Annotated in this window: 31 protein-coding genes and 1 pseudogene; 22 read left to right on the top strand and 10 right to left on the bottom strand. The window is 61.3% G+C overall.

Features of this window, described 5'->3' with window-relative positions:
- Window positions 1–60 precede the first annotated feature (60 nt).
- The 7 genes from ATB1_RS05165 (at window position 61) to ATB1_RS21390 (ending at window position 5,453) form a co-directional block, all read left to right on the top strand.
- A complete protein-coding gene (locus tag ATB1_RS05165) occupies window positions 61–405 on the top strand; it encodes a hypothetical protein (protein WP_042662556.1) in 345 nt (114 codons plus the stop codon).
- 251 nt (window positions 406–656) lie between these two features.
- A complete protein-coding gene (locus ATB1_RS05160) occupies window positions 657–2,195 on the top strand; it encodes a hypothetical protein (protein WP_128081401.1) in 1,539 nt (512 codons plus the stop codon).
- Complete coding sequence (locus tag ATB1_RS05155) at window positions 2,196–2,900, top strand: LamG-like jellyroll fold domain-containing protein (protein ID WP_042662554.1); 705 nt, start codon at window positions 2,196–2,198, stop codon at window positions 2,898–2,900.
- The gene (locus ATB1_RS05150; protein ID WP_042662553.1) at window positions 2,897–3,349 is read left to right on the top strand and encodes a hypothetical protein; all 453 of its coding nucleotides are present in this window, start codon (window positions 2,897–2,899) and stop codon (window positions 3,347–3,349) included. Before ATB1_RS05155 ends, ATB1_RS05150 begins: the two co-directional genes overlap by 4 nt.
- Before the next feature lie 271 nt (window positions 3,350–3,620).
- The gene (locus ATB1_RS05145; protein WP_042662552.1) at window positions 3,621–3,875 is read left to right on the top strand and encodes a hypothetical protein; all 255 of its coding nucleotides are present in this window, start codon (window positions 3,621–3,623) and stop codon (window positions 3,873–3,875) included.
- On the top strand, window positions 3,868–4,149 hold the full coding sequence (locus ATB1_RS05140; RefSeq protein ID WP_042662551.1) for a hypothetical protein: 282 nt from the start codon (window positions 3,868–3,870) through the stop codon (window positions 4,147–4,149). Before ATB1_RS05145 ends, ATB1_RS05140 begins: the two co-directional genes overlap by 8 nt.
- Window positions 4,150–4,547: 398 nt before the next feature.
- Window positions 4,548–5,453: a hypothetical protein gene (locus ATB1_RS21390; RefSeq protein ID WP_128081400.1), complete on the top strand. Its 906-nt coding sequence runs from the start codon at window positions 4,548–4,550 to the stop codon at window positions 5,451–5,453.
- Between the two features lie 12 nt (window positions 5,454–5,465).
- Here the strand turns inward: ATB1_RS21390 and ATB1_RS05135 are convergent, their stop codons facing one another.
- On the bottom strand, window positions 5,466–6,074 hold the full coding sequence (locus ATB1_RS05135) for a J domain-containing protein (protein ID WP_042662550.1): 609 nt from the start codon (window positions 6,072–6,074) through the stop codon (window positions 5,466–5,468).
- Complete coding sequence (locus ATB1_RS05130; RefSeq protein ID WP_128081399.1) at window positions 6,067–6,324, bottom strand: MarR family transcriptional regulator; 258 nt, start codon at window positions 6,322–6,324, stop codon at window positions 6,067–6,069. The genes ATB1_RS05135 and ATB1_RS05130 overlap by 8 nt, the downstream gene beginning before the upstream one ends.
- Window positions 6,325–6,511: 187 nt before the next feature.
- Between ATB1_RS05130 and ATB1_RS21960 the strand changes: the two genes are divergently transcribed.
- The 6 genes from ATB1_RS21960 to ATB1_RS05105 all read left to right on the top strand — a co-directional run bounded on the left by ATB1_RS21960 (window position 6,512) and on the right by ATB1_RS05105 (window position 9,221).
- Window positions 6,512–6,688, top strand: a complete 177-nt coding sequence (locus tag ATB1_RS21960) for a hypothetical protein (RefSeq protein ID WP_157837717.1) — start codon at window positions 6,512–6,514, stop codon at window positions 6,686–6,688.
- Between the two features lies 1 nt (window position 6,689).
- Complete coding sequence (locus ATB1_RS05125) at window positions 6,690–7,067, top strand: hypothetical protein (RefSeq protein ID WP_052367751.1); 378 nt, start codon at window positions 6,690–6,692, stop codon at window positions 7,065–7,067.
- Complete coding sequence (locus ATB1_RS05120) at window positions 7,064–7,336, top strand: hypothetical protein (protein ID WP_042662549.1); 273 nt, start codon at window positions 7,064–7,066, stop codon at window positions 7,334–7,336. The genes ATB1_RS05125 and ATB1_RS05120 overlap by 4 nt, the downstream gene beginning before the upstream one ends.
- Window positions 7,336–7,653, top strand: coding sequence for a hypothetical protein (locus ATB1_RS05115; protein ID WP_042662548.1), 318 nt, complete (start codon window positions 7,336–7,338; stop codon window positions 7,651–7,653). Before ATB1_RS05120 ends, ATB1_RS05115 begins: the two co-directional genes overlap by 1 nt.
- Entirely contained in the window at window positions 7,650–8,087 is a 438-nt protein-coding gene (locus ATB1_RS05110; RefSeq protein ID WP_042662547.1) for a hypothetical protein, read from the top strand. The genes ATB1_RS05115 and ATB1_RS05110 overlap by 4 nt, the downstream gene beginning before the upstream one ends.
- A 69-nt stretch (window positions 8,088–8,156) precedes the next feature.
- The gene (locus tag ATB1_RS05105; RefSeq protein WP_042662546.1) at window positions 8,157–9,221 is read left to right on the top strand and encodes a Cdc6/Cdc18 family protein; all 1,065 of its coding nucleotides are present in this window, start codon (window positions 8,157–8,159) and stop codon (window positions 9,219–9,221) included.
- Window positions 9,222–9,226: 5 nt separating this feature from the next.
- On the opposite strand, the gene ATB1_RS05100 is transcribed toward ATB1_RS05105, so the two are convergent.
- Both ATB1_RS05100 and ATB1_RS05095 read right to left on the bottom strand, forming a co-directional pair.
- Window positions 9,227–9,424 (bottom strand): CopG family ribbon-helix-helix protein, encoded by a 198-nt coding sequence (locus tag ATB1_RS05100; protein ID WP_042662545.1) that lies wholly within the window; start codon window positions 9,422–9,424, stop codon window positions 9,227–9,229.
- Between the two features lie 167 nt (window positions 9,425–9,591).
- The gene (locus ATB1_RS05095; protein ID WP_128081398.1) at window positions 9,592–9,975 is read right to left on the bottom strand and encodes a hypothetical protein; all 384 of its coding nucleotides are present in this window, start codon (window positions 9,973–9,975) and stop codon (window positions 9,592–9,594) included.
- A gap of 409 nt (window positions 9,976–10,384) precedes the next feature.
- Here ATB1_RS05095 and ATB1_RS05085 point away from each other — a divergent pair, with 409 nt between their 5' ends.
- The 8 genes from ATB1_RS05085 (at window position 10,385) to ATB1_RS21955 (ending at window position 14,010) form a co-directional block, all read left to right on the top strand.
- Window positions 10,385–10,609 (top strand): ribbon-helix-helix domain-containing protein, encoded by a 225-nt coding sequence (locus ATB1_RS05085; RefSeq protein WP_042662543.1) that lies wholly within the window; start codon window positions 10,385–10,387, stop codon window positions 10,607–10,609.
- 301 nt (window positions 10,610–10,910) lie between these two features.
- Window positions 10,911–11,129: a hypothetical protein gene (locus ATB1_RS05080; RefSeq protein WP_042662542.1), complete on the top strand. Its 219-nt coding sequence runs from the start codon at window positions 10,911–10,913 to the stop codon at window positions 11,127–11,129.
- 62 nt (window positions 11,130–11,191) lie between these two features.
- On the top strand, window positions 11,192–11,611 hold the full coding sequence (locus ATB1_RS05075; protein ID WP_157837716.1) for a hypothetical protein: 420 nt from the start codon (window positions 11,192–11,194) through the stop codon (window positions 11,609–11,611).
- Entirely contained in the window at window positions 11,608–12,567 is a 960-nt protein-coding gene (locus ATB1_RS05070; RefSeq protein WP_042662540.1) for a hypothetical protein, read from the top strand. Before ATB1_RS05075 ends, ATB1_RS05070 begins: the two co-directional genes overlap by 4 nt.
- A complete protein-coding gene (locus ATB1_RS05065; RefSeq protein ID WP_128081397.1) occupies window positions 12,567–13,112 on the top strand; it encodes a hypothetical protein in 546 nt (181 codons plus the stop codon). Before ATB1_RS05070 ends, ATB1_RS05065 begins: the two co-directional genes overlap by 1 nt.
- On the top strand, window positions 13,105–13,413 hold the full coding sequence (locus ATB1_RS05060; protein ID WP_042662538.1) for a hypothetical protein: 309 nt from the start codon (window positions 13,105–13,107) through the stop codon (window positions 13,411–13,413). Before ATB1_RS05065 ends, ATB1_RS05060 begins: the two co-directional genes overlap by 8 nt.
- A complete protein-coding gene (locus ATB1_RS19745) occupies window positions 13,406–13,771 on the top strand; it encodes a hypothetical protein (RefSeq protein ID WP_052367748.1) in 366 nt (121 codons plus the stop codon). Before ATB1_RS05060 ends, ATB1_RS19745 begins: the two co-directional genes overlap by 8 nt.
- A 74-nt stretch (window positions 13,772–13,845) precedes the next feature.
- A complete protein-coding gene (locus ATB1_RS21955; RefSeq protein WP_157837715.1) occupies window positions 13,846–14,010 on the top strand; it encodes a hypothetical protein in 165 nt (54 codons plus the stop codon).
- On the opposite strand, the gene ATB1_RS19740 is transcribed toward ATB1_RS21955, so the two are convergent.
- From ATB1_RS19740 to ATB1_RS22900, 4 genes are all read right to left on the bottom strand, one after another.
- The gene (locus tag ATB1_RS19740; RefSeq protein WP_052367745.1) at window positions 14,001–14,528 is read right to left on the bottom strand and encodes a hypothetical protein; all 528 of its coding nucleotides are present in this window, start codon (window positions 14,526–14,528) and stop codon (window positions 14,001–14,003) included. The two genes, ATB1_RS21955 and ATB1_RS19740, sit on opposite strands and share 10 nt — an antisense overlap.
- An 89-nt stretch (window positions 14,529–14,617) precedes the next feature.
- A complete protein-coding gene (locus tag ATB1_RS19735) occupies window positions 14,618–15,289 on the bottom strand; it encodes a hypothetical protein (RefSeq protein ID WP_052367743.1) in 672 nt (223 codons plus the stop codon).
- A 117-nt stretch (window positions 15,290–15,406) separates the two neighbouring features.
- Complete coding sequence (locus tag ATB1_RS05045; protein WP_241768070.1) at window positions 15,407–17,866, bottom strand: lipopolysaccharide assembly protein LapB; 2,460 nt, start codon at window positions 17,864–17,866, stop codon at window positions 15,407–15,409.
- The gene (locus ATB1_RS22900) at window positions 17,863–18,975 is read right to left on the bottom strand and encodes a hypothetical protein (RefSeq protein WP_241768069.1); all 1,113 of its coding nucleotides are present in this window, start codon (window positions 18,973–18,975) and stop codon (window positions 17,863–17,865) included. Before ATB1_RS22900 ends, ATB1_RS05045 begins: the two co-directional genes overlap by 4 nt.
- Before the next feature lie 216 nt (window positions 18,976–19,191).
- On the opposite strand from ATB1_RS22900, the gene ATB1_RS05040 reads away from it, so the two are divergent.
- Window positions 19,192–20,046, top strand: a complete 855-nt coding sequence (locus tag ATB1_RS05040; RefSeq protein WP_042662537.1) for a hypothetical protein — start codon at window positions 19,192–19,194, stop codon at window positions 20,044–20,046.
- 12 nt (window positions 20,047–20,058) lie between these two features.
- On the opposite strand, the gene ATB1_RS05035 is transcribed toward ATB1_RS05040, so the two are convergent.
- Both ATB1_RS05035 and ATB1_RS05030 read right to left on the bottom strand, forming a co-directional pair.
- On the bottom strand, window positions 20,059–20,286 hold the full coding sequence (locus ATB1_RS05035) for a hypothetical protein (protein ID WP_042662536.1): 228 nt from the start codon (window positions 20,284–20,286) through the stop codon (window positions 20,059–20,061).
- A 48-nt stretch (window positions 20,287–20,334) separates the two neighbouring features.
- A pseudogene (locus tag ATB1_RS05030) lies at window positions 20,335–20,687 on the bottom strand (heavy metal translocating P-type ATPase); the annotation flags it as partial.

Here is a 20,687-nt window from a genome sequence, read left to right as displayed (position 1 = left end):
CGCGCCGCGGCGGGTGGGAAAGGGGACGACCGCGGCCTTCCTGCAGGAGGCGCTTTTCACATGGCACAAACACAGTCAACGACCAGACGTACCGACAAGCCGATCGAGACCGCCGACGCGGTCCTGTTGGCGATGAAAACGCCGGGCGACGCACTCGTCTCGCTCAACATCGAGGCGACTGCCGACGCCAGCTACGCACTCGACGTCCACCACAACAACGACACCAGCTCGCCGCCCACCGACGGGTGGTTCGAAGACGAGGCCGTCTACGACAAGGCCGACGTCGACGATCCCCAAGACATCCGCGACACGTTCTACGCGGCCGACGCGTGGCTTCGGGTGCGCGTGACGACCCCCGCCGCAGCGGGCGAGACAGCCGACGTGACCATCCAGGAGGCGCACTAATGGGAATTTTCAGATTCCTTCGGCAATGGAAAGAGAAGGCAAACGGTGTGCTGACGGGGCCGACGCTCGAGGCTGACGAGGTGACCGCCGAGACGGCGACGCTGACCGACCTCATCGCCTCCGAGTCGATCACGGTCCCGCAGTACGACGCGACCGCGAACGCGCCCCAGCAACCGGGTATCATCGAAGTCCCGCCGTCGGGCTCGGATACCGCGGGGTTCTACCGGTTCGACGCCTCGGCCGGTTCGTACGTGCTGCTCGACCAAAGCGGGGGCGTGAGTGCGGGTGACCTGTCGGGGCTCGCCATCGACACGGACAAGGACTGGGGCGGGTACGAGCTGACGAACGTCGGGAAAGACGGTGTGCGCGTGCCGTCGAGTGTCGACCTAACTATTGAGGATTGGGAGGGTGGACGCCTCCCGGACAATTGGACATTCAATGACGTGTTTTCTGTCCAATCTTCTGTTGTTGATAGTGGTAACTACTCACTCAAATCGGACGCTACGGGCGGCTCTTTTGAAATTGCCACGCTCATGTCCGGACAGAGAATAGAGCGCGGCGACTCCGCTACAATCCCGACTTATTTAGCTGGGGTGGATGCGGGAATAAATCTCTACCTCTCCGAAGGTACCGAATCAAGGTATGAAAACACGTACCGGGTGGAAATCAGAGAGGACGCAATACGAATGTCTGTGTTCTCTGATTCGGAAGAGGGCGGGCCAACAGACTCATTTGCTGAAACGTTCGGTGAATGGGTCGACGTTGATATAGAACTCTCCGAAACAACTGTCGTTGCGACGGCGATTGATTCATCCGGAACGGAACTTGGTTCCGTCTCGGTATCTGATTCTAGATTCAATCCAGATACCATATTCATTGAAACCTATTCAAGCGGCGGTAGCCCCATGTATATCGGCGAAATAGAGACGGTGCGTCGGACGCGTGAGTATCTCACCGACACGCAATACGGACCGGTTGAACTCGGGGGCGAAGTCGTCCGACCGAAGGGCGCGTTGGACGCCGGCCCGCATGAGGCGGTCGTCTCGGATACCAAGGTTCACGCCTACCTGCGGACGGACGACGCGCTCGCACCAGGCGACGACGTGTCGTTAGTCGAGTGGGACGCCGGGTACGGGAAACGCACGCTCAAGGCGAACGCAGACGGTGAGGGCGGGCTCTATGGGCTCCGACGCCCACGGGCCGCCCGTCTCACCGAACGCCTCATGTGGGAGTTCGAGACGTTAGCGGACGTTCCGAATTGGTCGTCGGCGTCGTCGGGTGGGAACTACACATTCAGCGTGACCGGACGCCCACGGCGGCTCCATGCCGAGCATGACGGAACGGGGAGTGGCGTTTTCGGTGCGATTTTTGCCTCGGCACTCACAACCCACGAGTCGCTTGGGCCGTTTCGAATCACATTCTCAAACGTCTCGTACAGCGCTAACGGGTCAGGGAAAGCAATCATTGGGATTTCCAACGAGGACCCGACAACGAGACTTGATACATCGGGGACGGGGATGTTGGCTGAGCTGGGTGGTGGTGCCGCATACTCCACGCTCGACAATGGAAACGTCACCTCAACCCCCACGACATGGGATTGGTCGACAACTCATGACATTTCCATAGAATACGATGGGTCCGAAGTAAGGTATCTCAAAGATGGAGTCCCGTTGGTTACCCATGACCACGCTGTCCCCACGGACTATCGTCCTATCATCCAGTTGCAAGACGGGAGCGACGGGAACGCCGAAACGCTCGAAGTCGGCGAGGTAATCGTGGAGGAACTGTAAATGTCACAACTCAACTTACAGGACGGGCTGGAGGCATGGTACACGTTTGACGACGTGGATTACGACGGCGGACGAAACGTCGTCCGCGACCGCTCGGGGAACGGGCGACATCTCGCGCTCAACGGCGGCGTAAGCATGGGGAAACCATCGCCGGTCGGGGAGGCGGCGTCGTTCGACGGGACGGACGATTACGGAGTCATCGGGACTGACCCGATATTCTACGACCAAACCGAATTTTCGATGTTTGCCGTAGTACGAGCTGACTCATTTACGACTTCGTCAGGGTCAGTCAACTCTATATTTGCGTTCGGTGGCGGGGCCAACGCGAGACAGTATCAGTTATCTGTCGATGATGACGGCTCAGGCTCACCGCAGCTTGAGTTCAAAATCACGTCGGGGTCGGATTCCCACATCCTGAGCAATGACAATTTGGAGCTTGGGCAGTTCGTCTCTGTCGTCGCTACATACGACGACGGCGAGATGTTATTTGATGTGTCGTCAGGCGGCCAGCGGAAAGTTACCACAGACACATCTCCGATCTCATTGGAGACTACTCCCCGACAATTCTTTGTTGGGGCACTTGACGGGGCATACGACTTCTGGAACGGACTGATGTCTTTAGCTGGACATTCCAGCCGGGTCGTCTCGGAGCAAGAGCGGGATTATATTCATGACATGACCGCCCGCCGGGTGAGCCTCCTATGAGTCATCTCGTTCTCCATCACGTCGTCACGCTCACGGTCGATTCGGACCCGGACACGCTGGACACGCTCCAGTCCGAACTCCCCGCCGACGGTGCGCCGTTTGTCGGCCCGGAGTACGACGGCCCACAACGGATCGATGATGACGATAGCCTCTCCGACGGAGAGGAGCGCCTCACGGCTCGCGTGACGTTCGTCTCTGGGACGATCGACGTCGACGGCACGACCTACGACGGAGCTACAGAAGCAGCGGACCTCTACAGCCGACTGGCAGCTGCAGTCCCGTCGGGCGCGACGCTCACTCACTACCAGAGCCCAACCGGCGGGGTGACGAGCAGCGATGTCCAGGCGTGGTACGAGGACCACCCCGAAGAACAGCCGACGGACGACAACGGCGACGCGTTCGTGCCGTCGTCGTGGGACCCGAGTCGGCACGTCGTCAGCGAGTTCTGAGTTCTATTTATCACCCCGTCGCTCTTTCTTTAGCTCTTTGAGTAACTCTGCTACAAGGTATCCAACGCAGCAGACACCCGCCTCTGCACATCCAACTATAATCGTGATTTCGAGATTTTCGACCATCTCTACTATAAACGTAGTCGGGGTTACCGCCCGCGATGACCTCCGCTGCGCCTCGCTGAGTCGCACGAGCGAGCACTACTGACATCACCGGGCCCGCGACGCCGAGAGGGGCCGTCGCGGCCGACCAGACACCCTCGAATCATGAATGCGCGTCGAAAACGCACGAGGATGGGCGGGGTTGATCTTCGCGCTGGCGTTCGCCATCGCGTTGCTCGCCGACGTCCTCTTCCCACAGACCGCACAGCTCACCGAATTCCATTACACCGCCTTCGGGACCGTCCTCTTCGCACTCTTCGGGATCGAGCTCGCTCGCTCTCGCTGGGGGCAGGCCGCGTCCATGCTCGGCGGCGCCATCTCCGGAGCGCTCGCAGCGCGCGACCAGGAGGACGCAGATGACTGAGCCCGTCATGTTCGTCAACTACATCTTCCTGTTCGTCGGGGCGTGTGGCTTCCTCGCCTATCCCGTCCTCGAGCACTTCTACGACCGCGAGGTCTCCGGTAGTCTGCTGGCCGCGCTTCTCGGGATCGCGTTCACGGCCGTGCTCTTGGGCGCGGGCATCTGGGTCGACGGCGTCGACCTCGTTCCCGTCCGGGCGCTCGCAGCGCTGTCGCTGACCGTCGCCGAGATTGCAGTCGTCCAACTCGCCGGGAGTTCGACCTCTGACGCGGCGTAGCTGTCGCTCACTTTTTGGTGCAACGTAGCTCAGAGAATCGAGACATTTCCATACTCAAAACTGAGGTTCTGACATAGCTACCGCCTACGGCCAGATCTCCGCTTGGACAATCGCCCCCGTCGGCGAGGCCGCGAATCTTCGTAAGACTGTGACCCGGACGGCGAAAGGGAGTTGTTCTGACACATCTCTCTGTGACACTGTACAAGGAAAAGAAGTAGATTAAAAAGGTCAGCTTCGATTCCTACGTTTATTACAATAATATCGGTTAACATCCTCACTAAGTATGTAATGCGGAGTAGGAGGCGGCCGAACTCGGTTGTTTAGTGCAAAAGCGGATACCTCAAAATGTTCAATAGAGAAATGGATTCATATCAGTCGAAATAGAACTACAGTACACTATGTCCGATTTTCGCAATGAAATCAAGGAACACATTGACAACAGCAAAAACAGGGAGGGATTGGTTGACAAACTAGAGGTCAGGCTCAAAAAGCGACCGACAAGTGTGAATCCACTCACCTTAGCAATGTTCGCCGAGCTTAGACCTGGGGCGAAGCCAATTGAATACGCCCGTGAGAGCGACTACTACGATGACGATATGTCTCTTAATGCAAGGAATGCTACCGCGCTGAAGAGACTGCTTCACGAACAAGTCGGGCGGCCATTATACGAGCCTGTGGGGAGGCTCAAAAACCAAGACTTTGCCGAGTGTATCGTCGCTATTGATGCTTTCCGTGATGGTTGTGAATACGGTGTCGGCCTCCACACACCAACGACACTTCCCCTAGATGTGTCCGGGTTTGTCAGCGAACCCCCGGATAGAAGTCAAACTCCAGACTCGCCTTTCGGTGTCACCGCAAATCTTGAATCGCCAACTGACATTCGGGAATTTGACTCACAGTTCAGCGCTACGGACTCGCCCTACCACGTGTATGTGTTGGATTGTACACCTACGATCGCTGATGAACCTGCCAAAATCTGGGATCGGCGCAGAGCTGTCCAAACAAAAGTTGAATCGGGAATTCCAATTGACACACTTGAGCCCAACGAACAGGCAACACACGAACTGAATCAAGGAGGCCGAGTCTACTATGTTGGCTCAACGAACGACGTCGTTGAACGTGTTCATGAACACCTAGTTGGGACTGACAAAAGCGGAGTGAACTTCACGAACATTCTGCCACCACGAACAGTCGTTAAAATAGAACCACGTGCCTCAGAACCGGCTGTAAAATCACTAGAGGGTGAGTTAGCTAGGCAGATTTCGAGGAAAAACGGACTATTTGCGTATTCTGATAAAAAATAGTCACATCGTCGCTCACGAGAGCATCGCCTCCTTCGCTTCCTGCAGCTCGTCGAACTCCTCGCGAGATCCGCCCTTGTCGGGGTGACGCTCTTGGATGAGATCGCGATACGCATCACGAACCACGTGGGCCGGCGCGTCGGGGGCGACCTCGAGGACGTCGTGCGGCGCTCGCGACGCCTCGGCGACGACGACGTCATCGTCCTGAGCCGGCGGGAGTCGGGCCGTCTCGAACGTCGACGACGCGGTCGTGACGCCGCAGCGCTCGGCGAGTCGCATCCGACGGGCGTACAGCGCAATCGCGCGGGCGTTCTCACGCTGGGTCGACCAGCGGTCACACGCGATCGCGTAGCCCGTGTCGGCCGCCTCCCCCTCGCGACGGAAGCGTGCGACCACGCCGACGTCGTCGGGCTTGTCGTGTTGGTGGGGGATGTTCGGCCGGTCGGCGTAGTGCTGGCTCGCCGTCGAGATGTCGACATCGGTCGCGCCCCAGCGCTCGAGTTCGTCGACGACGCTCTCGAAGGACTCCTTGCGCGTGGGCGAGAGGTCGCCAGGATACGGCTCGCGGTCTTCGGCGGCGGTGCGCGGGTAGTTCGGCGGCCAGTTGATGCCGTCGCTACTCATCTCTGTCAGGGACTTCAGATGCGTGAATTCGGTAGAACCCACGGCTCACCTTCTCGACGACGTCGGACATCGTCAAGTCCCGAAGCCGCTGATTCATCAACTGCCGACTCTCACCAGTCACCTCTGCGAGATGGCCTGGAGTTGCGTACCCCCACGGTTCGCCATCGTCGCGTCCGGCCAGCATCTCGTCGATAATCGCCCAGTGAAGGTCGTCGAAGTCGTCGGCGTCAACCATTCTTGGTGTACTCATTCTCTCACCACGTTCATAGTAGGGTTGCTTTTGACAAAAGCATTACTCCAACAAATACCATTGCCATTTACATTGTAAAAACAGTTAAGTGGGGACACTACGTACTGTAGGATAGAGCACGGGAGGTCGGCCAGAATGGCCGGCCAGGGTGCTGGAACACCCTGACCGTGCTTCGGACAACGAAGCAATGGCAGCTACGAACCCCCCAACAGAAACGGTTTCGGAAGTACCGACCACGACCACCCCAGCGAACGACTTCGCGCCCGACATCTATGTCGACGAACTCCCTGACTGGGACGTCTACCTGGCTACGAGCAACGCCATCCACGACGCAGTCACCGCACAGATCCCGGAGGAGCACTAAGATGACCGACGACAACACCCACGCCCGCCGCATCGCCGAGCAACTCAACATGGCCGAGGGAGACGCACTCCCCCGGCTCCACGTTGGCGACCACGTCACCGACCGTGATGCCGACGAAGACGAGGAAGACGATATCGCGACCATGCTCGTCGTCGGACTCGACACCCTGCGCGCGGACGCCTACGAACTGTCTGACGACGGCCCCACCGTCGCGGATGTAAACCCGGCGTACCCAGAGACGGACGACGTCGTCGAAGTGACCTTCCCCCAGCGCACCGATCTCGACGTCGACAAAAAGCGCTACGCCTACCCGCGCTCCCGGCTCCAGCTCGAACACCCACTCCACAACCGCGACACCAAGGAGAGTGAGTCCGAATGACGACCGCTGCCGATGCTCGCGAGGCCGCTGGCCGCTACGCCGAGGAGTTCATCAACGCTGACGACCCGCACGGGACCCACGCCGAAGAACTTTGTTCGGACGAGGTCTTCGGCGAGCTCGCGGTGGCGCTCAAGAACATCGACATCCAGCTGCAGTACAGCGACGACCTCTCCCAAGTGACCGAGCGTCGGATGGAGGAGTCAGCCGAGCAGATTCGAATGGCGATGGTCTCGCGAGCGACCTCCATCCTTCCGTGGGGTGACGACTGATGTCGTTCGTACACAAGCTGCAGTACGCTGGCTCCAAACCATACCAGCACGAACGCTCGCTCGTCGATGATGAACTGACCTACCACGAGTACGAGCAGCTCATCCAAGACGAGACCTACGTGCGGCTTGCGCAACTGAGATGGCTCACCTACGAACTGGAATCGAGCCTATCACGCGACGACGACGTCCCTCAAGAAACGAAGGACGAGTTATTTCGTGCCGTCGATGGGTCCGACGCGCATCTATCGACTGCGGTTGATGCGTACGTCGACGAATTTGTATCTAATCTCCACGTTGATGAGGAGGCAAACCAATGAAGGTCATTCGCGAGCGGCTGGAAGGTATCCAAATTCAGCGGCTGGTCGTCACCGAGCCCGAGGGTTCGAATCACTTCCGCGGAGAGTGTGTCGGTTACCTCTGTCCCGAATGCATGCAAGCTGACGAGACGCTTGAGCAGATCTGGCACGACGAAGACTGCTCTCTCGCTGGAGAACACGGTCGCGACCACTACGACGAACTCGCCCCTGATGTCCCCGGACGCCCGACACCTGAGTTCGATGCGGCCCACCCAATCACAGTCGTCAAGTTCGGGAAAACTGAGGGAAGGGGCGGCCTCCACGATGGTGAAGTCATCTCGTTCAAGTGCGAGTGTGGGAACCTCGATGAGGACGTCTTCGAGATCGTCCACGACGAAGCCTGTTCACTAGCGGGCCAGCATGGGCGGGCGGCAGGTGGTAAAAAACAAGTTTAGAATTCGTCAACCATCTGCCGGAATTGTCGCACTTGTTTTTATACCCAGTTTACGTCATTTTTGGACAACATGATAACTGATCCGCGGGTCTTCGAGGACGAGTACCTGCCCCGGGAGCTCAGGCACCGAGAGGGGGCGGTAGAAGAGCTTTCCCGCACGTTTGGGTCGGCGCTCGACGGCAATCGTGCCGACGATGTCCTCATCGCAGGGCCTTCTGGTGTCGGGAAAACTGTCCTCGCCAGGCACACGCTCGGGAAGCTTGAAGCGTTCGCTGCCGTCGACCACGCTCACATCGAATGTCTCGGCACCACCACCGGAGAGATTCTTCGAACAGCTCTTCGCGAGCACCACGTCCAGGTCGATGTCGCACTAAACACACCCGTCGAAGTTCTCCGAGAGCAATTGCGTGAAGCCGTCGACCAACCCTACATCTTAGTGCTTGACGAGGCCGACACACTCCCCAACACCGAGGCCTTAGAGTACATCACCCACGTACCCAAGGTATCTATCGTCGCGATCTGCCACGACGCTGATCGCTGGCTTGCTCGAGCCCCATCCACCGTGCGGCAGAATATCACCGGCCCAATCGAACTTGAGCGCTACGGGGTCAACGAGCTCTCGTCGATCCTACGGGCACGGGCTGATCAGGGCCTCTCTCGGGGTGCAGTCACGAACAACCAGCTCCAAACCATCGCTGACGAGGTTGCCGGCGTTGCGAGATTTGGGATTCAAGCGCTACGTGCTGCCGCCGAACTTGCAGACGAGCGGGGGCGTTCGAGCATTCACGGTTCCGATATCAACGACTCATTCGAGCGAGCCCAGCACCGAATCCGGAAATCAAACCTTCGGTCGCTCCCTTTCCATCACCACGTTCTCTACGCGTTAGTCCACGAAGCTGGTGAGCTTCCAGCGAGTGATCTCCATACTAAGTATGAGGAGGTCTCTCAGGACATCTACTATGGCCACGATCTGACACCAATCGGCAAGCGCTCACGTCGTAACAAGCTCGCGAAGCTCCAAGAATACGATCTTATTGAGTCCGAAGGACCCCCACAGAACCGCGTTTACCGTGTCCTCGATGAGGCAATTGAACTCCCCGATAGTATTAGTGCTCTTGACCCCGCAGAGCTGTAAAACAATCAGTCAATCGTCAGCTTCGGGGTCGTATTCAAGTTTCCCTCACCAAGCTCCTCTTTTGCGTACTCGTACATCAGCTCTCGAACCACCTTGCTCCGGTTGACCTTCGGAGGGAGTTCCCCTCGCGCGCTTTTTGACGCGAGCGCCCGGTCGAAGTCATCCAGGAGGTCGTCCGGGACGGTGAAACTCGGTCGTGCCATAGTGCTATAATCGCATATGTGCAATAAAAACCCCCGGTCGCTTCCCTCCCACCACCATATCCTCTACGCGCTGATCCATGGTGCCGGCGAACTCTCAGCAAGAGACCTTCACAGTCGGTAGGATAAGGTTTCTGAGAAGCTTTACTACGGCCACAACCAGACGCCGGTCAAGACTCACTCTCTGCCGCCAGCTCCCGAGCTCGTTCTAGTCGTTCGGACATCTTCTTCTGTGGGTCTCTTCCCAAACCCCGACACGCCTCGACGTACCTCTCAAGAATTTCCACTTCGTCCTGGTAGCGGCCGTCCTTACGATAGACGATACCAAGGTGCCGGTAATATGCGGGTGCAATGGCCGCATGGCCGTACTTTTGGTGTTTCTCGAACTCGGCTTCGGCCTCCACGTAGTCGATGCACCATAGAAGAAGCTCTTCAGCCTCATCGTGACGTCGCTCGCGCTTCAGTACGACGACCCGGTCGGACGCGTCTGTATAGTGGTCAAACGGCTGCTCGTCAACGCGGCCCCACCTCCAATCCTCTCCTGCGACGCCCATGTTGTCGCCATCGATCGAAGTACTGCTGTTTGAACTGAACAGCCCTCGGAGGACGCGAAAAATACCCATCTCAGTTACTTACTGGGACCGCTTCGGGTCCCCGATTCGGATTTCCCTCGTCGCCCTCAATTGGGTCTCCCAATTCCTTACGGAATTCTTCTGTGTTGATTCCCTCGCGCTCAAGACGCTGATAGACTGCCTCACGAATCCACCCCGCACGACTATCTCCGTATGAAAGCTTCCCGTCGATCTCATCAACTGCGTCTTTCGGTAAGGGGACTGTGACGTCTTTCCGATTGGCCATGGCCGAAAGTGGTCACATGGCTACATAATTACTTGCCCCTGTGGTTAGTTGGTTAGTCACCACAAGAACTATTATTACATCGAAACTACGTGGTTACGTGGTAAGATGGTGACTAACCGCTATCAAGCAACGATCACGATGGACGAAGAGATGCGAGACGACATCGATGGCCACCGACACCCTGCGACATCTCGGAGTGAATGGGTTCGTGAAGCCATCAAGGCACGTCTTGAGGCGGAGAACCGCAATGAGTGGGATGACTTCGCTCCTACTGGTAGCAAGCGAGAGAGTGAAAATTCAGCGGAGGACGGGACCCGCGCGGACGTCTGAACGATCCCCAAAGTACTGCCTATCGACTGAAAGGTCCCGGCGCGGGGGAGACGCGCCGGCCACGATCTACTAAAAACGCATGCACGAAAACGCGAGAGAACGGCTTAGTTACGCGGCTCGTAAGGCGCAGAACCAGCGAATAAGCATAGCTTTCCAAATACTTCCATTCTGCCGGAAATACAGCACCCTCCCTTATACGTCGAGTTCTAAGGGACGAAGTAGCACCGCGGGTCCCGCCGAGCGCGCTTGTCCTGGACAGATTGGGCGCGCCCGGCCTACCGCGGGTCACGACCTCAACCAAATGACTGAGAACGCAACCGAGTCGGGATTAGGCGTCCCGGCTCAAGAGACCACCGCTTCTGAGAACCGACTTATCACCGACGGCGGCATCACGACCGCGAACAACTGCCCCCACGAACACACCCGACGCTACGGGAAGACCGATTTCACCGGAAGCGCGGTGATCGAAAAACGGTGCATCGTCTGTGGCCGCACGCTCTCTCTGGGAGGGTCGCGATAATGGCGGGTCGCGAGTGCCGGAAGTGCGGACAACGAACGGGGCCGAACCGGCGGCTCTGTCAGATGTGTTCGCTCGACAAGCGCTACGGGAGCGATTTCGACCGCGCCACCGACGTCGACGACGAACCGGACGAGCTCGAGTACCGCTGCGTCAACTGCGGACACGAACAGACGTGCACGCTGTCCGACGACTGCGAGGAGTGTGGCGAGCGGCGCTGGCGGTACGTCGGCCCACTCCCCGGCGAAGACCGCGTCGCAACCGACGGCGGCGCTGTCGAGCTCGTCCCGGCGCGGATCGACTACGATGATCTGATCGGAGCCGAGTGTCCGATCTGCAGCGAAGAAATCACTCCCGGAGCGCTGCGCTGGAGCGGTCTCGCGTGGGAGCACAAATCCGAAGAAGCCCATCCCCAGGCCGGCCACCACCAGATTTCCGAGACGGTCGACGAAGACGCCAACGACGAGGGTGGTGACTCGAGATGAGCTTCGTCGCCAAGTGCAAGCAGTGCGGAGTCATCGAGCGCGGCGACATCGAACAGGTCGGTGACGCCGCCGAAGACCACGAGCAGTTCCACGACGTCCGCGTGTCTCGCGTCGCGACGGACGGCGGCGTTGAGATGCTCCAAGCGTGCCCCGAATGCAATGAGTCGAACGTCCGCACACGATCGCCAGGGACGCGCGGCGCGATTGGCAACGACGAGGCTCACTACTGCGGCGAATGCGGGGCGAGTTTCGACGACCCCGTCGAGCGCCCGCGCGACCCCAAGGGCGGTATCCCCGGCCACACGCTTGCCGCGCGTCTCGAGGCCGCCGACCCGGAGGACCTCGGACTCTCACCACGCGGCGAGCGGCTCGTCACCGACGGTGGTCGCAACGAATCAGCCGGCTACGAGGTGAACGTCGACGGTTCAACCTGGAACGCACCAAGCGAGTACGCCGTCTACGACGCGATTCACGCCGTCGCTGGTGCACTCCTTGCCGGCGCGGACGAAGTGATGGTCACCGCTGCAGATGCCGAGCCAACGACGCCCGAACGGACGAGGCTCGGGCCAGGGTTCGCAGTCATTCGCATCACAGAACCCGAGACCGGGCGGTCGAAGGTGCACACTCTGGGGACCGGCGACCGGATCAACGTGACTGTTGGCGACCAGACGGTTCTCGTCGATCCCGTTGGCGTTGAGGAGCTCGATGACGCAGAAAAGAGAGCCGACGAGTGCGAGCCTGTCACCGACGGTGGACAGTACGACCCCTCCGCGGTCGCTGGTGAACGCGGCGCTGATCGCTACCATCACCAATGCGCTGACGCCGTCCGAACCCACGCCGGCATCGCCGATCAGGACGACTCCTGCGTCAATGGCACGGTGGGGTGTGTGGGCCCGAACTCCGGGACCGGCGAACTCCCGTGCTTGGAGTGTCTTCTCGGGGGAGGTGGTGACTGATGATGGCGAGTGACACCGGCGCTATCGACTACGAGTCACCGTTCCCGGAGTGTCGGGTGCTCGCGACAACCGACCCGCACGCGCTGGTGCGACTCGATATGAATCGCGACCAGGCCGCATGGTTCGCGAAGCAGTGCCAGCGCGCCACCGACCGTCACAACGGAGACGGTCTCGTCACACTCGGCCTCACGATGCAGGAACCGACCTACCGCGTGTTCGCCAAGCAGATCGAGAATCTGGTCGACCTCTCGTCCAACGTCGATGGCGACGAGGTCATTTCCGCTCAGGTCGTCACCGACCGCGAGCTTGATCCCGAGGACTCTGAGGGGATTTCGGTCTCGGTGCTGCTCAACGAGAGCCAGCTCCACGACGTCCACGGCAACGCCCAAGACGCGCTCGCACAGTCGGCTGGCCATCTCCATCGCTGGGAGTTCGGCGTGAGCCAGAACGGCGCGGAGATGCTCGTCCAGCAGTTGGTCGCCGCGGTGAAGGGCGCCGACGAGCCTCTCGACCACGTCGACATCGAGGAGGTGGACGATGCGTAGCGTCATCACCGTGGTCCGGACGCTCTTCCAGCGCCTCCATGCGACTTCCCGATGGGGCGGCCGGTTCCTCGCCGACCCTCGTGGTATCCTCGAGGAGTTCCGGATCCGGCGCCGGCGTCACAAGCTGGTGATGGTGTACGCGAAGGAGGCCCGCGTCCGGCACGGCCTTGGGCCGGGGGTCTCCCCGATACTGTACGCCTACGACCGGCTCTATCGGGAGGGACTCACGACCCCGACCGAGGACGGTCTCGAATGGCACTGGCCCGAAACCACAACAGCAGGAGAGAGACACGATGAGTGAAGACCCTATCTTAATCAAAGGCTACGCTGACTTGATCAGCGACCGAAAGCTCTCCGGTGACGACCCGGATACCGTCGCCCGAGAGCTCCAGGCCAACGGCGGTGACGACGACTACCTTGTCGCCTGGCTCCCGAACTGGCTCGTCGACGAGAAGGACGTCGAGCTGCTCGGCCGCAGCGACAACCTAGTCAGTGGCCGGGTCGACCACGAGACCGAGAAGGCCTACCTCCTGCTCGCCGACGGCGACGAGGTCTGGCTCCCGAAAAGCGTCATCCGGGTTTACCGCGTTGCTGGTGGCGGCGATCTCGAGATTCCCCAACACGGGCTCACCGACTTTGCCAACGGAGGGGCGCGGTGACGCTCACCACCCAACTTTGCGAACTCGAAAAAGAGCGAGAGCGTAGCATGACAGCCAAATTGGAGAACTAAGCTATGGCAACGACACAACCGACGGACCCGATCGACATCATCGAGCAGCACGAAGAGGTATTTAAGACGATCCGGGAACAGGCGACCGATCCCGATGTCGCAGAGCGGTTTGGTGGCCAGCCGCTTGAGCTCTTGGAGCTTGACCGCGAGCGGGGTGATCAGCTTTGAATCTGCGAGTAGAGTTCTTCGACCTCGATGTCGTCGCCGACGACGTTGTTGAGCGCGGGGTACTCTTCGAGGATCTTCCCGAGTTCGACGAGCGCGCTGGCCGCATCGCCGTCCTCGGTTTGGATGGCATCGAGGAGCTCCATCGTCTGGTTCTTCTGCTTTCGGATGGAGTCGTGCGAGAGCGGCTGGCCGCACCACATGCAGTCAGGCCGCTCCCGCGGGGTCTCCCTTTGACAGCGGGGGCAGTCGATCGGCGCCGTCGGTTCGGGGTCGTCGTCTTTGACGTCCATCCCGTGAGCCTTCGCGACGGCGCGATCATTCGCGTCGCCGAAGACTGCGACGTAGTGAGAGGCGACGTCGGAACCGCGCTCCCACCCGTGGTGGTCTTCGAGGTGAGCTTGGGAGACGTTCTGCGAGGCGAGGAACGAGGCGGAGCTCTTGCGCATCCGACGCCAGGTGATATCGGTATGACGGATTTCCGCGCGGCGCGCAGGCTTCTTCATCATCTTCAGCTTCATCTTGTACGAGACATCGCGACCGCTGTCGAGGTCGCACCAGAGCGGTGCTGTTGGGTCGTTGCCCTTCGGATGGTCTGCGAGCCATCGATTCAGATGTGGGACGGCGTTGATGATCGTCGCGACCGCTGGCCGGTCTTGCCATCGAGAGAGACTTGGAGGCCGTATTTGTGGTCGGTGACGTCACCGACGCGGAGCTCGCGCATCTCGCCGCTGCGGGCGCCGAGGTCCCAGGAGACGGCGATCATCGCGGCATCGCGGGAGTGCCGACAGTTCTGGAGCATGGGCTCGATGTGATCGTCCCACCAGAGCATCTTCGCGGGGTCGGGACGGGGCTTGAAGCTCCGTGGGAGGGTTGTCTTGATCTCACGCTTCATGACGGGTGGAATGACGTCTTCCTTCTCGCGCTGCTCGACCGCGAGTTTGTGTCCGAGAGTCCGCTTTCCGAAGATGCGGACGGCAACACGGTAGTCTTGGTTGGTGTACGGCGTTTCGTCGATGTCGTACTTGTCGTGAATCCAGTCGACGAGCTGCTGGCAGGCGTCGGGGTCTTCGCGAGCGTCGACGAGGTCAACGGGAGCCTGCTCGCTCGCGATCGTCGAGTGGCGGAGAAGCTTCAGGTGACGATGCCAGGTGTACTCTTCGCGCATCCGCTTGAGACGGTCGGAGAATTCGAGGAGTGCGTCGCGGTCGGTATCACTTCCGCCGCGTTCGCCCGTATTGAGCTGTTCTCGGAGGTGCTGAGCCTGTTCCTTCTCGGTCATGCTCTATTCATATACTTTAACGGTTGGAACTTGAACCAGTGGTACAATTCCGGCCCTTGGCTTTTCTCTTCGAACGCAACCCCCGTGAGCGACGCGTCTCGGTATCGAATCAGCGACTTATCGTACGAGCCGCTGTTCGAGCGCGCTGACCGCGTCGTCGTCGCCCAGTTCGTGTGCGAGTTCGAGGGCGTCGAGTGCGGCCTTCCGCGCTCGAACCCCGGCTTCGACGGAGGAAAAGCACGCTGCAGCGCGTCGTAATTCGTCGAGTGCATCCGAACCGTCTCCGGTCTCACAAAGCGCCGTAGCGTACTGTCGGCGACACCGACCTTCGAGGACCGCCGTCGGCGCGGATTCGATTGCAGTCCTGAGCAGCGAAATCCCGTCGTCGGTCTCTCCAGACCGCACGTACACGTCTCCGAGCGTCACGCTCGCGAGCGTCCTCGGCTCGTCGCCGAGTTCGGACGCTCGTTCGTGGGCGCGTTCTGCGACCGTTCGCGCGTTGTCGAAATCACCGCGGTCCAGGAGAGCGCGGGCGCGGACTGTTTGGAGTTCGGTTCGCTTCGACTCGTTTTCTTCGAGGAGGTCGATGGCACGCTCGGCGTATTCGATTGCGGTCTCCGGTTCACCGAGTTCAGAGAGCGTTTGGGCGAGACCGTAGTACACGTCCCGTCGAATCCAATCGAACTCCGGGTCTTCGACGTCGTCGAGAAGGGATTCGTAGCGCTCGCGCGCGTCGTCGAGCGCCCCGCGGTCGAACGCTATCTTCCCGAGGTTGTTTGACGTTGACGCGACGCCGATGGAGTCGCCGATTTCGACGCGGATATCGAGCGCGAGCCGGGCGTATCGCTCCGCTTCGTCGAGCGTCCCGTTTTCGAGTTCGATGCGGCTGAGAACGGCGAGGCTCAGCGCTTCCCCCCACGGATACTGAATCTCTCGGCGAATCTGGAGACTCCTGCGGGCGTGCGCCGCGGCTGACTCGAACTCTCGGAGCGTTACCTCGACGAGTCCGAGGTTCGCGAGCGTGCTCGCAACTTTCGTACCGTCTCCGAGGTCGCGGCGGAGTCCGAGCGCACGCTGGTAGTAGACTTTTGCGGCCTCCGGATTGTCGGTCTGTGCCTCGATACCTCCCAGCGCGTTCAACACGTCGCTGCGGCCCACAGTGTCGTCGATTCGACTGAATCGGTTCAGGGCTTCCTGTGCGTGTTCGCGGGCGCGCTCGAACGAACCGCGGTAGCGTCCGACCTCGGAGAGGCCCGCAAAGCCGTCGGCGCGTGCGCGGACCAGTGCCGCGTCGTCGAAGTTTTCGTCGTCGAGCGACGCGAGCGACTCGAACTCCCGCTCGGCGCGTTCGAGTTCGCCCCCGTTGACGAACATGCGGGCGCGCCACCGACGAACGTCGAGTCGGAGCGTGTCGTCGCAGGCCCGCGGCACGCCGACGTCGGAGTAGTCGGTCTCGGCGTACAGCTCGGAGAGTGTGGGCGTGTTGACGCCGAGTTCGAACACGCTGCGGACGAGTCGGTCCCCCCACGTCGAGGGGTCGCGCTCGATAGTGCGAACGATATCGGCGGTCCCGCCGAACACCGATTGGACGGTCTGGCGCGCGTCGTCGTCGTCGACGAGCGAGCAGAGCGCGTCGAGACACCGCTCGAACCGGCGGCGGGCGCGGCGCTCGGATTCGAGGTCGAGTAACCGCTGGAGGAAGCGAGCGGACCACGTCTCGTGGACCGCGCGAACCCGCTCTCCGTCGGACTCGTCGTCGCCGAACGCGGAGTAGAGGACGGTCCGTTCGAGGGTGTCGAGCGATTCTTCGACGACGGACTCATCGCGCTTCGACTCGGTGAGTGCGTACGCGAGCGGCGGCGAGACGCCGATTCCCGAGGCGTTCAGGAGATTCACGAGAACGCCGACGTCGACGCCGAGTCGCTCGTCGACGCGTTCGAGGTCGGCGTAGACGGAATCGATGTCGTCGAGGAGGCTCGTCGGGGCGGCGTTCCCTCCGGCTGCCGGCTCGGCGTGCCGGGCGAGTCGATGCAAAAAGAGATACATCTCTCCTGGCTCGAGGTCTCCGCCCTCGTTCGGGGTGAGTTCCTCGGGGTCGATATCGACGTTCGTTCCGACGGTCATCTCGAAGTGCTCGACCAGTCTGGCTCGCTCGCGGGCGTCGATGACGGGAACGGAGACCACGTCTATCGACTGGGTCCGGTGGGATTCGAGGCGGGCGGTGCCGCGGAGCGAGTCGTCGCGCCACTCGCTTTCCCGACTGTCGAGGAGGAACGTCACGCGGTCGTCGTCGTCGAACTCGCGGACGAGTTCGAAGATACTGTTCGCCTCGGTCCGGGTCGCGTCCTCGACGACGACGAGGACGTGCCCGCTGGCCTCGGCGAGGTACGACCCGAGGTGCGCCGCGGAGGTAAACGGGTCGTGCTGGCCGGACTTCCGGTAGAGGACGGTACCCTGCTCGTGGTCGTACCATCGACACGCGACGGACATACAGACCGTGCTCTTTCCCGCGCCGGGCGGCCCCGTCACGACGTGGTCGGTTCCCGAGCGGAGCCGAGAGAACAGGTCGTCGGTCACGTTCTCGCGTCCGTCTTCGGTCGGGCGCTCGCGGTCGAGGGCGTAACCGGCGCGGACCTCGCCGAGGTCGAATCCGGCGCGCCAGCACGCCAGCGGCGGCGAGACGCCGACGCGGTCGAAGTACGCCGGAGCGAGTCGGACGAACCCCTGTGACCGCAGCGCCGTGGAGAGCGCCGGGCCGCGAATCGTTGCACTTGCACCGCGGTCGTCAGTTGCGGTGGGATCGGCCGCCGTCGCTTCGGCGTTCGCGTCGTCTGACGTGGCATCCGTGTCATCCGCCTTGCGTCCGCGTCGTCCGCTTCGGTTTCGGGAGCATCGCCGTCGGCGTTTCCGTTGAGGTCGAACGGGCTCGCGGCTTCCCAAATCGACTGCACGCGACTCCGGGCCCACGCCACGGCGCGCTTGCTCGTGTTCTCGATGACGCAGCTCGCGCGCGCGTCGTCGTCGTAGGCGACCACCATCGTGTGGGGCGTCCCGTCGAGCGTCGTCTGCGCGATGGCGAACGGGGGCACCTCGCCGACCCGAAGCTCGCAGTCCGAGACGGTCTGTACGGTTTCGAGAAACGCCGGGTACGCCCGCCAGATAGCGGTGACGACGGAGTCGGGCGCGACGAACCGACAGGAGTGTCCGTCGACGAGCCAGGTTGTACACCGGTCGACGAACGTCTGACTCGGCAGGTACGGGAGGACGAACGTCCCGTTGTTCGTCGCTTTGAGTCTGTTCCCGAGCGCATCGAACGGGTGTGAGACGCGCGGGTCGGTCCGCAGTTCGTCGGCTCCGACGACGGCCTCGACCGGAAGCGGGTAGTCGGCGGCCGCTCCGGCGACGAACGAGTCGAGTTCGAGCACGTCGGCGGCGGCGGTTCGGGTGGAACGAAACAGGGAGATGAACTGTCCGCCCTTCAGCGACGTGGTGTAGTCGCCGTCGTCGAGGACGAACCCCGCGGCGGTCAGGTCGCGTATCGCGCGGTCGACCGTCGAGCGGGAGTACGGGAGCGCCTCGGTCAAATCTCGCTTGTCGAGGCGCGCGCCGTCCAACGCGTTGAGGAAGTCGAACCGATCGGCGGCGAGCTCCAACTGTTCTGTGACGAGGTCGTCGTCGCGCGTCACGACCAACTCCCGGTTCGGCACGGTCGGACGACTGGTCGGTATCTCATTGGAGGGTGGTTCGGCCAATAGTTTCAAAAACCCTTGTCAATCCACAGCTTCGACTGTTCGTCTACACCGTCGTATTGGGGGCGGGAGTCGCGGCCGGCGGTCGCGCGACGCGGTGACACGCTCCGAGGAAAAGTAATCGTTATACGCCGCGTGGCCCATGCCGAAACCATGCAACGACGCGCCGCGGTCATCTCCGTCGTGTTCTTCCTGGTCATCGGTGCCGGTGCATACTCACTTATCGCGACTGCATCGACGCCGTCGGTCAGTTTCGAGAACCCCGAGTACTCGCTGGCACAGGGGGACGAGTTCTCCGTCCCCGATAGCGACCAGGCGTACACAGTGTCGTCGATAACCGAAGAGGAGGAGTCGGGCGGTCACGGTGGTGGGACCACGCTGGTCCGCTCCGGTGAACTCACCTACGTGAACGACTCCGCTCGCTTCACCGAGACGTGGGACAACGAGAGCACCGTCACGCTCGACGGCACGGACTACCGTGTCGAAATCGCCAACGTCTCCGACCCCACCGAGGCGACGCTGGTCGAACTGTACAACGAGACCGCAATCCTCCAAGCTGACTCGAACGCCGACAACGAGACCGTCACCCGGGACGGCGAGCGCTACGTCGTCGTCAACGACTCGACGCTCGTCTCGGTCGACGAGTACTTCCCGGCCAACGAGACGCGCACCGTCGCCGAGGGTGACTCCTTCGACTACAACAACCAGTCTGTCACCGTCGACGCCGTCGAGACCTCCGGCGTGACCCTCGAGTGGTTCGCGGCCGAGGAGAACACCGTCACGGTCGACAACGAGGCGAACCTGACCCTCTCGGGACAGCAGTACCTCGCGTACTTCCCGGACGGCGAGACGCTCGTCCTGACGCAGAACTACGACAGCTACCAGGCACAACTCTCCGAAATCGAGCACTTCCACGAGACCGAAAACGGTCTCTGGGGCGTCACCATCGTCTCGTTCACTACGGTCATTCTCCTCATCGGCATGGCGTTCCTCCCGTCGCGGTACTGAACGCCTCGCTCGTCACCGTTTTTCGCGCGCCTCACCCGCCCCGAGCCACGCGGCTCCGGCACCAATGACGACCGCCGACAGCGACCCGAGTATCTGGAGCGCCGCGACCGCGACGACCGACTCGGCGGCGGCGTAGCGCCACGGGGCGCTCGCGAGCGTTCCGAGGCCGACGAGGACGAGGAACACACCGACAGCGACCAGGAGCCACGGCTCTGTCGGCACGGGAGTCCGAGTGGACATACCCTGAAGAATCGCCGCGCGAGGAGAAAAGCGAGACGGCGAAGCGGACTACCGCCGGAGGAAGTCGAGGAAGCGGTAGTCGTGGTCCGGCGTGTAAGTCCGGAACAGGAGGCTGTTCGTGAGGACGGACACCGACGACAGCGCCATCGCGCCCGCGGCGAACACCGGCTGGAGGAGGCCGAGCGACGCGAGCGGAATCATCGCGGTGTTGTAGCCGAGCGCCCAGAACAGGTTCTGTTTGATTTTCGCGAGCGTTCCGGCGGAGATGCGGATGGCCTTCACCACGTCGAGCGGGTCGTCGCGCATGAGCGTCACGTCGGCGGCCTCGATGGCCACGTCGGTCCCGGAGCCGAGCGCCGTACCGACGTACGCGGCGGCGAGCGCGGGCGCGTCGTTGACGC

Source organism: Haloferax sp. ATB1, assembly GCF_000730175.1.
The sequence above is the reverse complement of the archived record's forward strand: the minus strand, read 5'-3'. Positions and strand labels throughout refer to the sequence as shown.

What these genes read in the sequence shown, in the direction of transcription:
- ATB1_RS19745 (WP_052367748.1), top strand. Translation starts at nt 13,406, where the DNA reads ATGAGTGAAGACCCTATCTTAATCAAAGGCTACGCTGACTTGATCAGC.
- ATB1_RS05115 (WP_042662548.1), top strand. Translation starts at nt 7,336, where the DNA reads ATGTCGTTCGTACACAAGCTGCAGTACGCTGGCTCCAAACCATACCAG.
- ATB1_RS05065 (WP_128081397.1), top strand. Translation starts at nt 12,567, where the DNA reads ATGATGGCGAGTGACACCGGCGCTATCGACTACGAGTCACCGTTCCCG.
- ATB1_RS21955 (WP_157837715.1), top strand. Translation starts at nt 13,846, where the DNA reads ATGGCAACGACACAACCGACGGACCCGATCGACATCATCGAGCAGCAC.
- ATB1_RS05075 (WP_157837716.1), top strand. Translation starts at nt 11,192, where the DNA reads ATGTGTTCGCTCGACAAGCGCTACGGGAGCGATTTCGACCGCGCCACC.
- ATB1_RS05085 (WP_042662543.1), top strand. Translation starts at nt 10,385, where the DNA reads ATGGTGACTAACCGCTATCAAGCAACGATCACGATGGACGAAGAGATG.
- ATB1_RS05125 (WP_052367751.1), top strand. Translation starts at nt 6,690, where the DNA reads ATGACCGACGACAACACCCACGCCCGCCGCATCGCCGAGCAACTCAAC.
- ATB1_RS05140 (WP_042662551.1), top strand. Translation starts at nt 3,868, where the DNA reads ATGACTGAGCCCGTCATGTTCGTCAACTACATCTTCCTGTTCGTCGGG.
- ATB1_RS19735 (WP_052367743.1), bottom strand. Translation starts at nt 15,289, where the DNA reads ATGACCGAGAAGGAACAGGCTCAGCACCTCCGAGAACAGCTCAATACG.
- ATB1_RS19740 (WP_052367745.1), bottom strand. Translation starts at nt 14,528, where the DNA reads ATGAAGCTGAAGATGATGAAGAAGCCTGCGCGCCGCGCGGAAATCCGT.
- ATB1_RS21390 (WP_128081400.1), top strand. Translation starts at nt 4,548, where the DNA reads ATGTCCGATTTTCGCAATGAAATCAAGGAACACATTGACAACAGCAAA.
- ATB1_RS05155 (WP_042662554.1), top strand. Translation starts at nt 2,196, where the DNA reads ATGTCACAACTCAACTTACAGGACGGGCTGGAGGCATGGTACACGTTT.
- ATB1_RS05120 (WP_042662549.1), top strand. Translation starts at nt 7,064, where the DNA reads ATGACGACCGCTGCCGATGCTCGCGAGGCCGCTGGCCGCTACGCCGAG.
- ATB1_RS05110 (WP_042662547.1), top strand. Translation starts at nt 7,650, where the DNA reads ATGAAGGTCATTCGCGAGCGGCTGGAAGGTATCCAAATTCAGCGGCTG.
- ATB1_RS05070 (WP_042662540.1), top strand. Translation starts at nt 11,608, where the DNA reads ATGAGCTTCGTCGCCAAGTGCAAGCAGTGCGGAGTCATCGAGCGCGGC.
- ATB1_RS21960 (WP_157837717.1), top strand. Translation starts at nt 6,512, where the DNA reads ATGGCAGCTACGAACCCCCCAACAGAAACGGTTTCGGAAGTACCGACC.
- ATB1_RS05095 (WP_128081398.1), bottom strand. Translation starts at nt 9,975, where the DNA reads ATGGGCGTCGCAGGAGAGGATTGGAGGTGGGGCCGCGTTGACGAGCAG.
- ATB1_RS05150 (WP_042662553.1), top strand. Translation starts at nt 2,897, where the DNA reads ATGAGTCATCTCGTTCTCCATCACGTCGTCACGCTCACGGTCGATTCG.
- ATB1_RS05135 (WP_042662550.1), bottom strand. Translation starts at nt 6,074, where the DNA reads ATGAGTAGCGACGGCATCAACTGGCCGCCGAACTACCCGCGCACCGCC.
- ATB1_RS05040 (WP_042662537.1), top strand. Translation starts at nt 19,192, where the DNA reads ATGCAACGACGCGCCGCGGTCATCTCCGTCGTGTTCTTCCTGGTCATC.
- ATB1_RS05035 (WP_042662536.1), bottom strand. Translation starts at nt 20,286, where the DNA reads ATGTCCACTCGGACTCCCGTGCCGACAGAGCCGTGGCTCCTGGTCGCT.
- ATB1_RS05105 (WP_042662546.1), top strand. Translation starts at nt 8,157, where the DNA reads ATGATAACTGATCCGCGGGTCTTCGAGGACGAGTACCTGCCCCGGGAG.
- ATB1_RS05080 (WP_042662542.1), top strand. Translation starts at nt 10,911, where the DNA reads ATGACTGAGAACGCAACCGAGTCGGGATTAGGCGTCCCGGCTCAAGAG.
- ATB1_RS05100 (WP_042662545.1), bottom strand. Translation starts at nt 9,424, where the DNA reads ATGGCACGACCGAGTTTCACCGTCCCGGACGACCTCCTGGATGACTTC.
- ATB1_RS05060 (WP_042662538.1), top strand. Translation starts at nt 13,105, where the DNA reads ATGCGTAGCGTCATCACCGTGGTCCGGACGCTCTTCCAGCGCCTCCAT.
- ATB1_RS05130 (WP_128081399.1), bottom strand. Translation starts at nt 6,324, where the DNA reads ATGAGTACACCAAGAATGGTTGACGCCGACGACTTCGACGACCTTCAC.
- ATB1_RS05165 (WP_042662556.1), top strand. Translation starts at nt 61, where the DNA reads ATGGCACAAACACAGTCAACGACCAGACGTACCGACAAGCCGATCGAG.
- ATB1_RS05145 (WP_042662552.1), top strand. Translation starts at nt 3,621, where the DNA reads ATGCGCGTCGAAAACGCACGAGGATGGGCGGGGTTGATCTTCGCGCTG.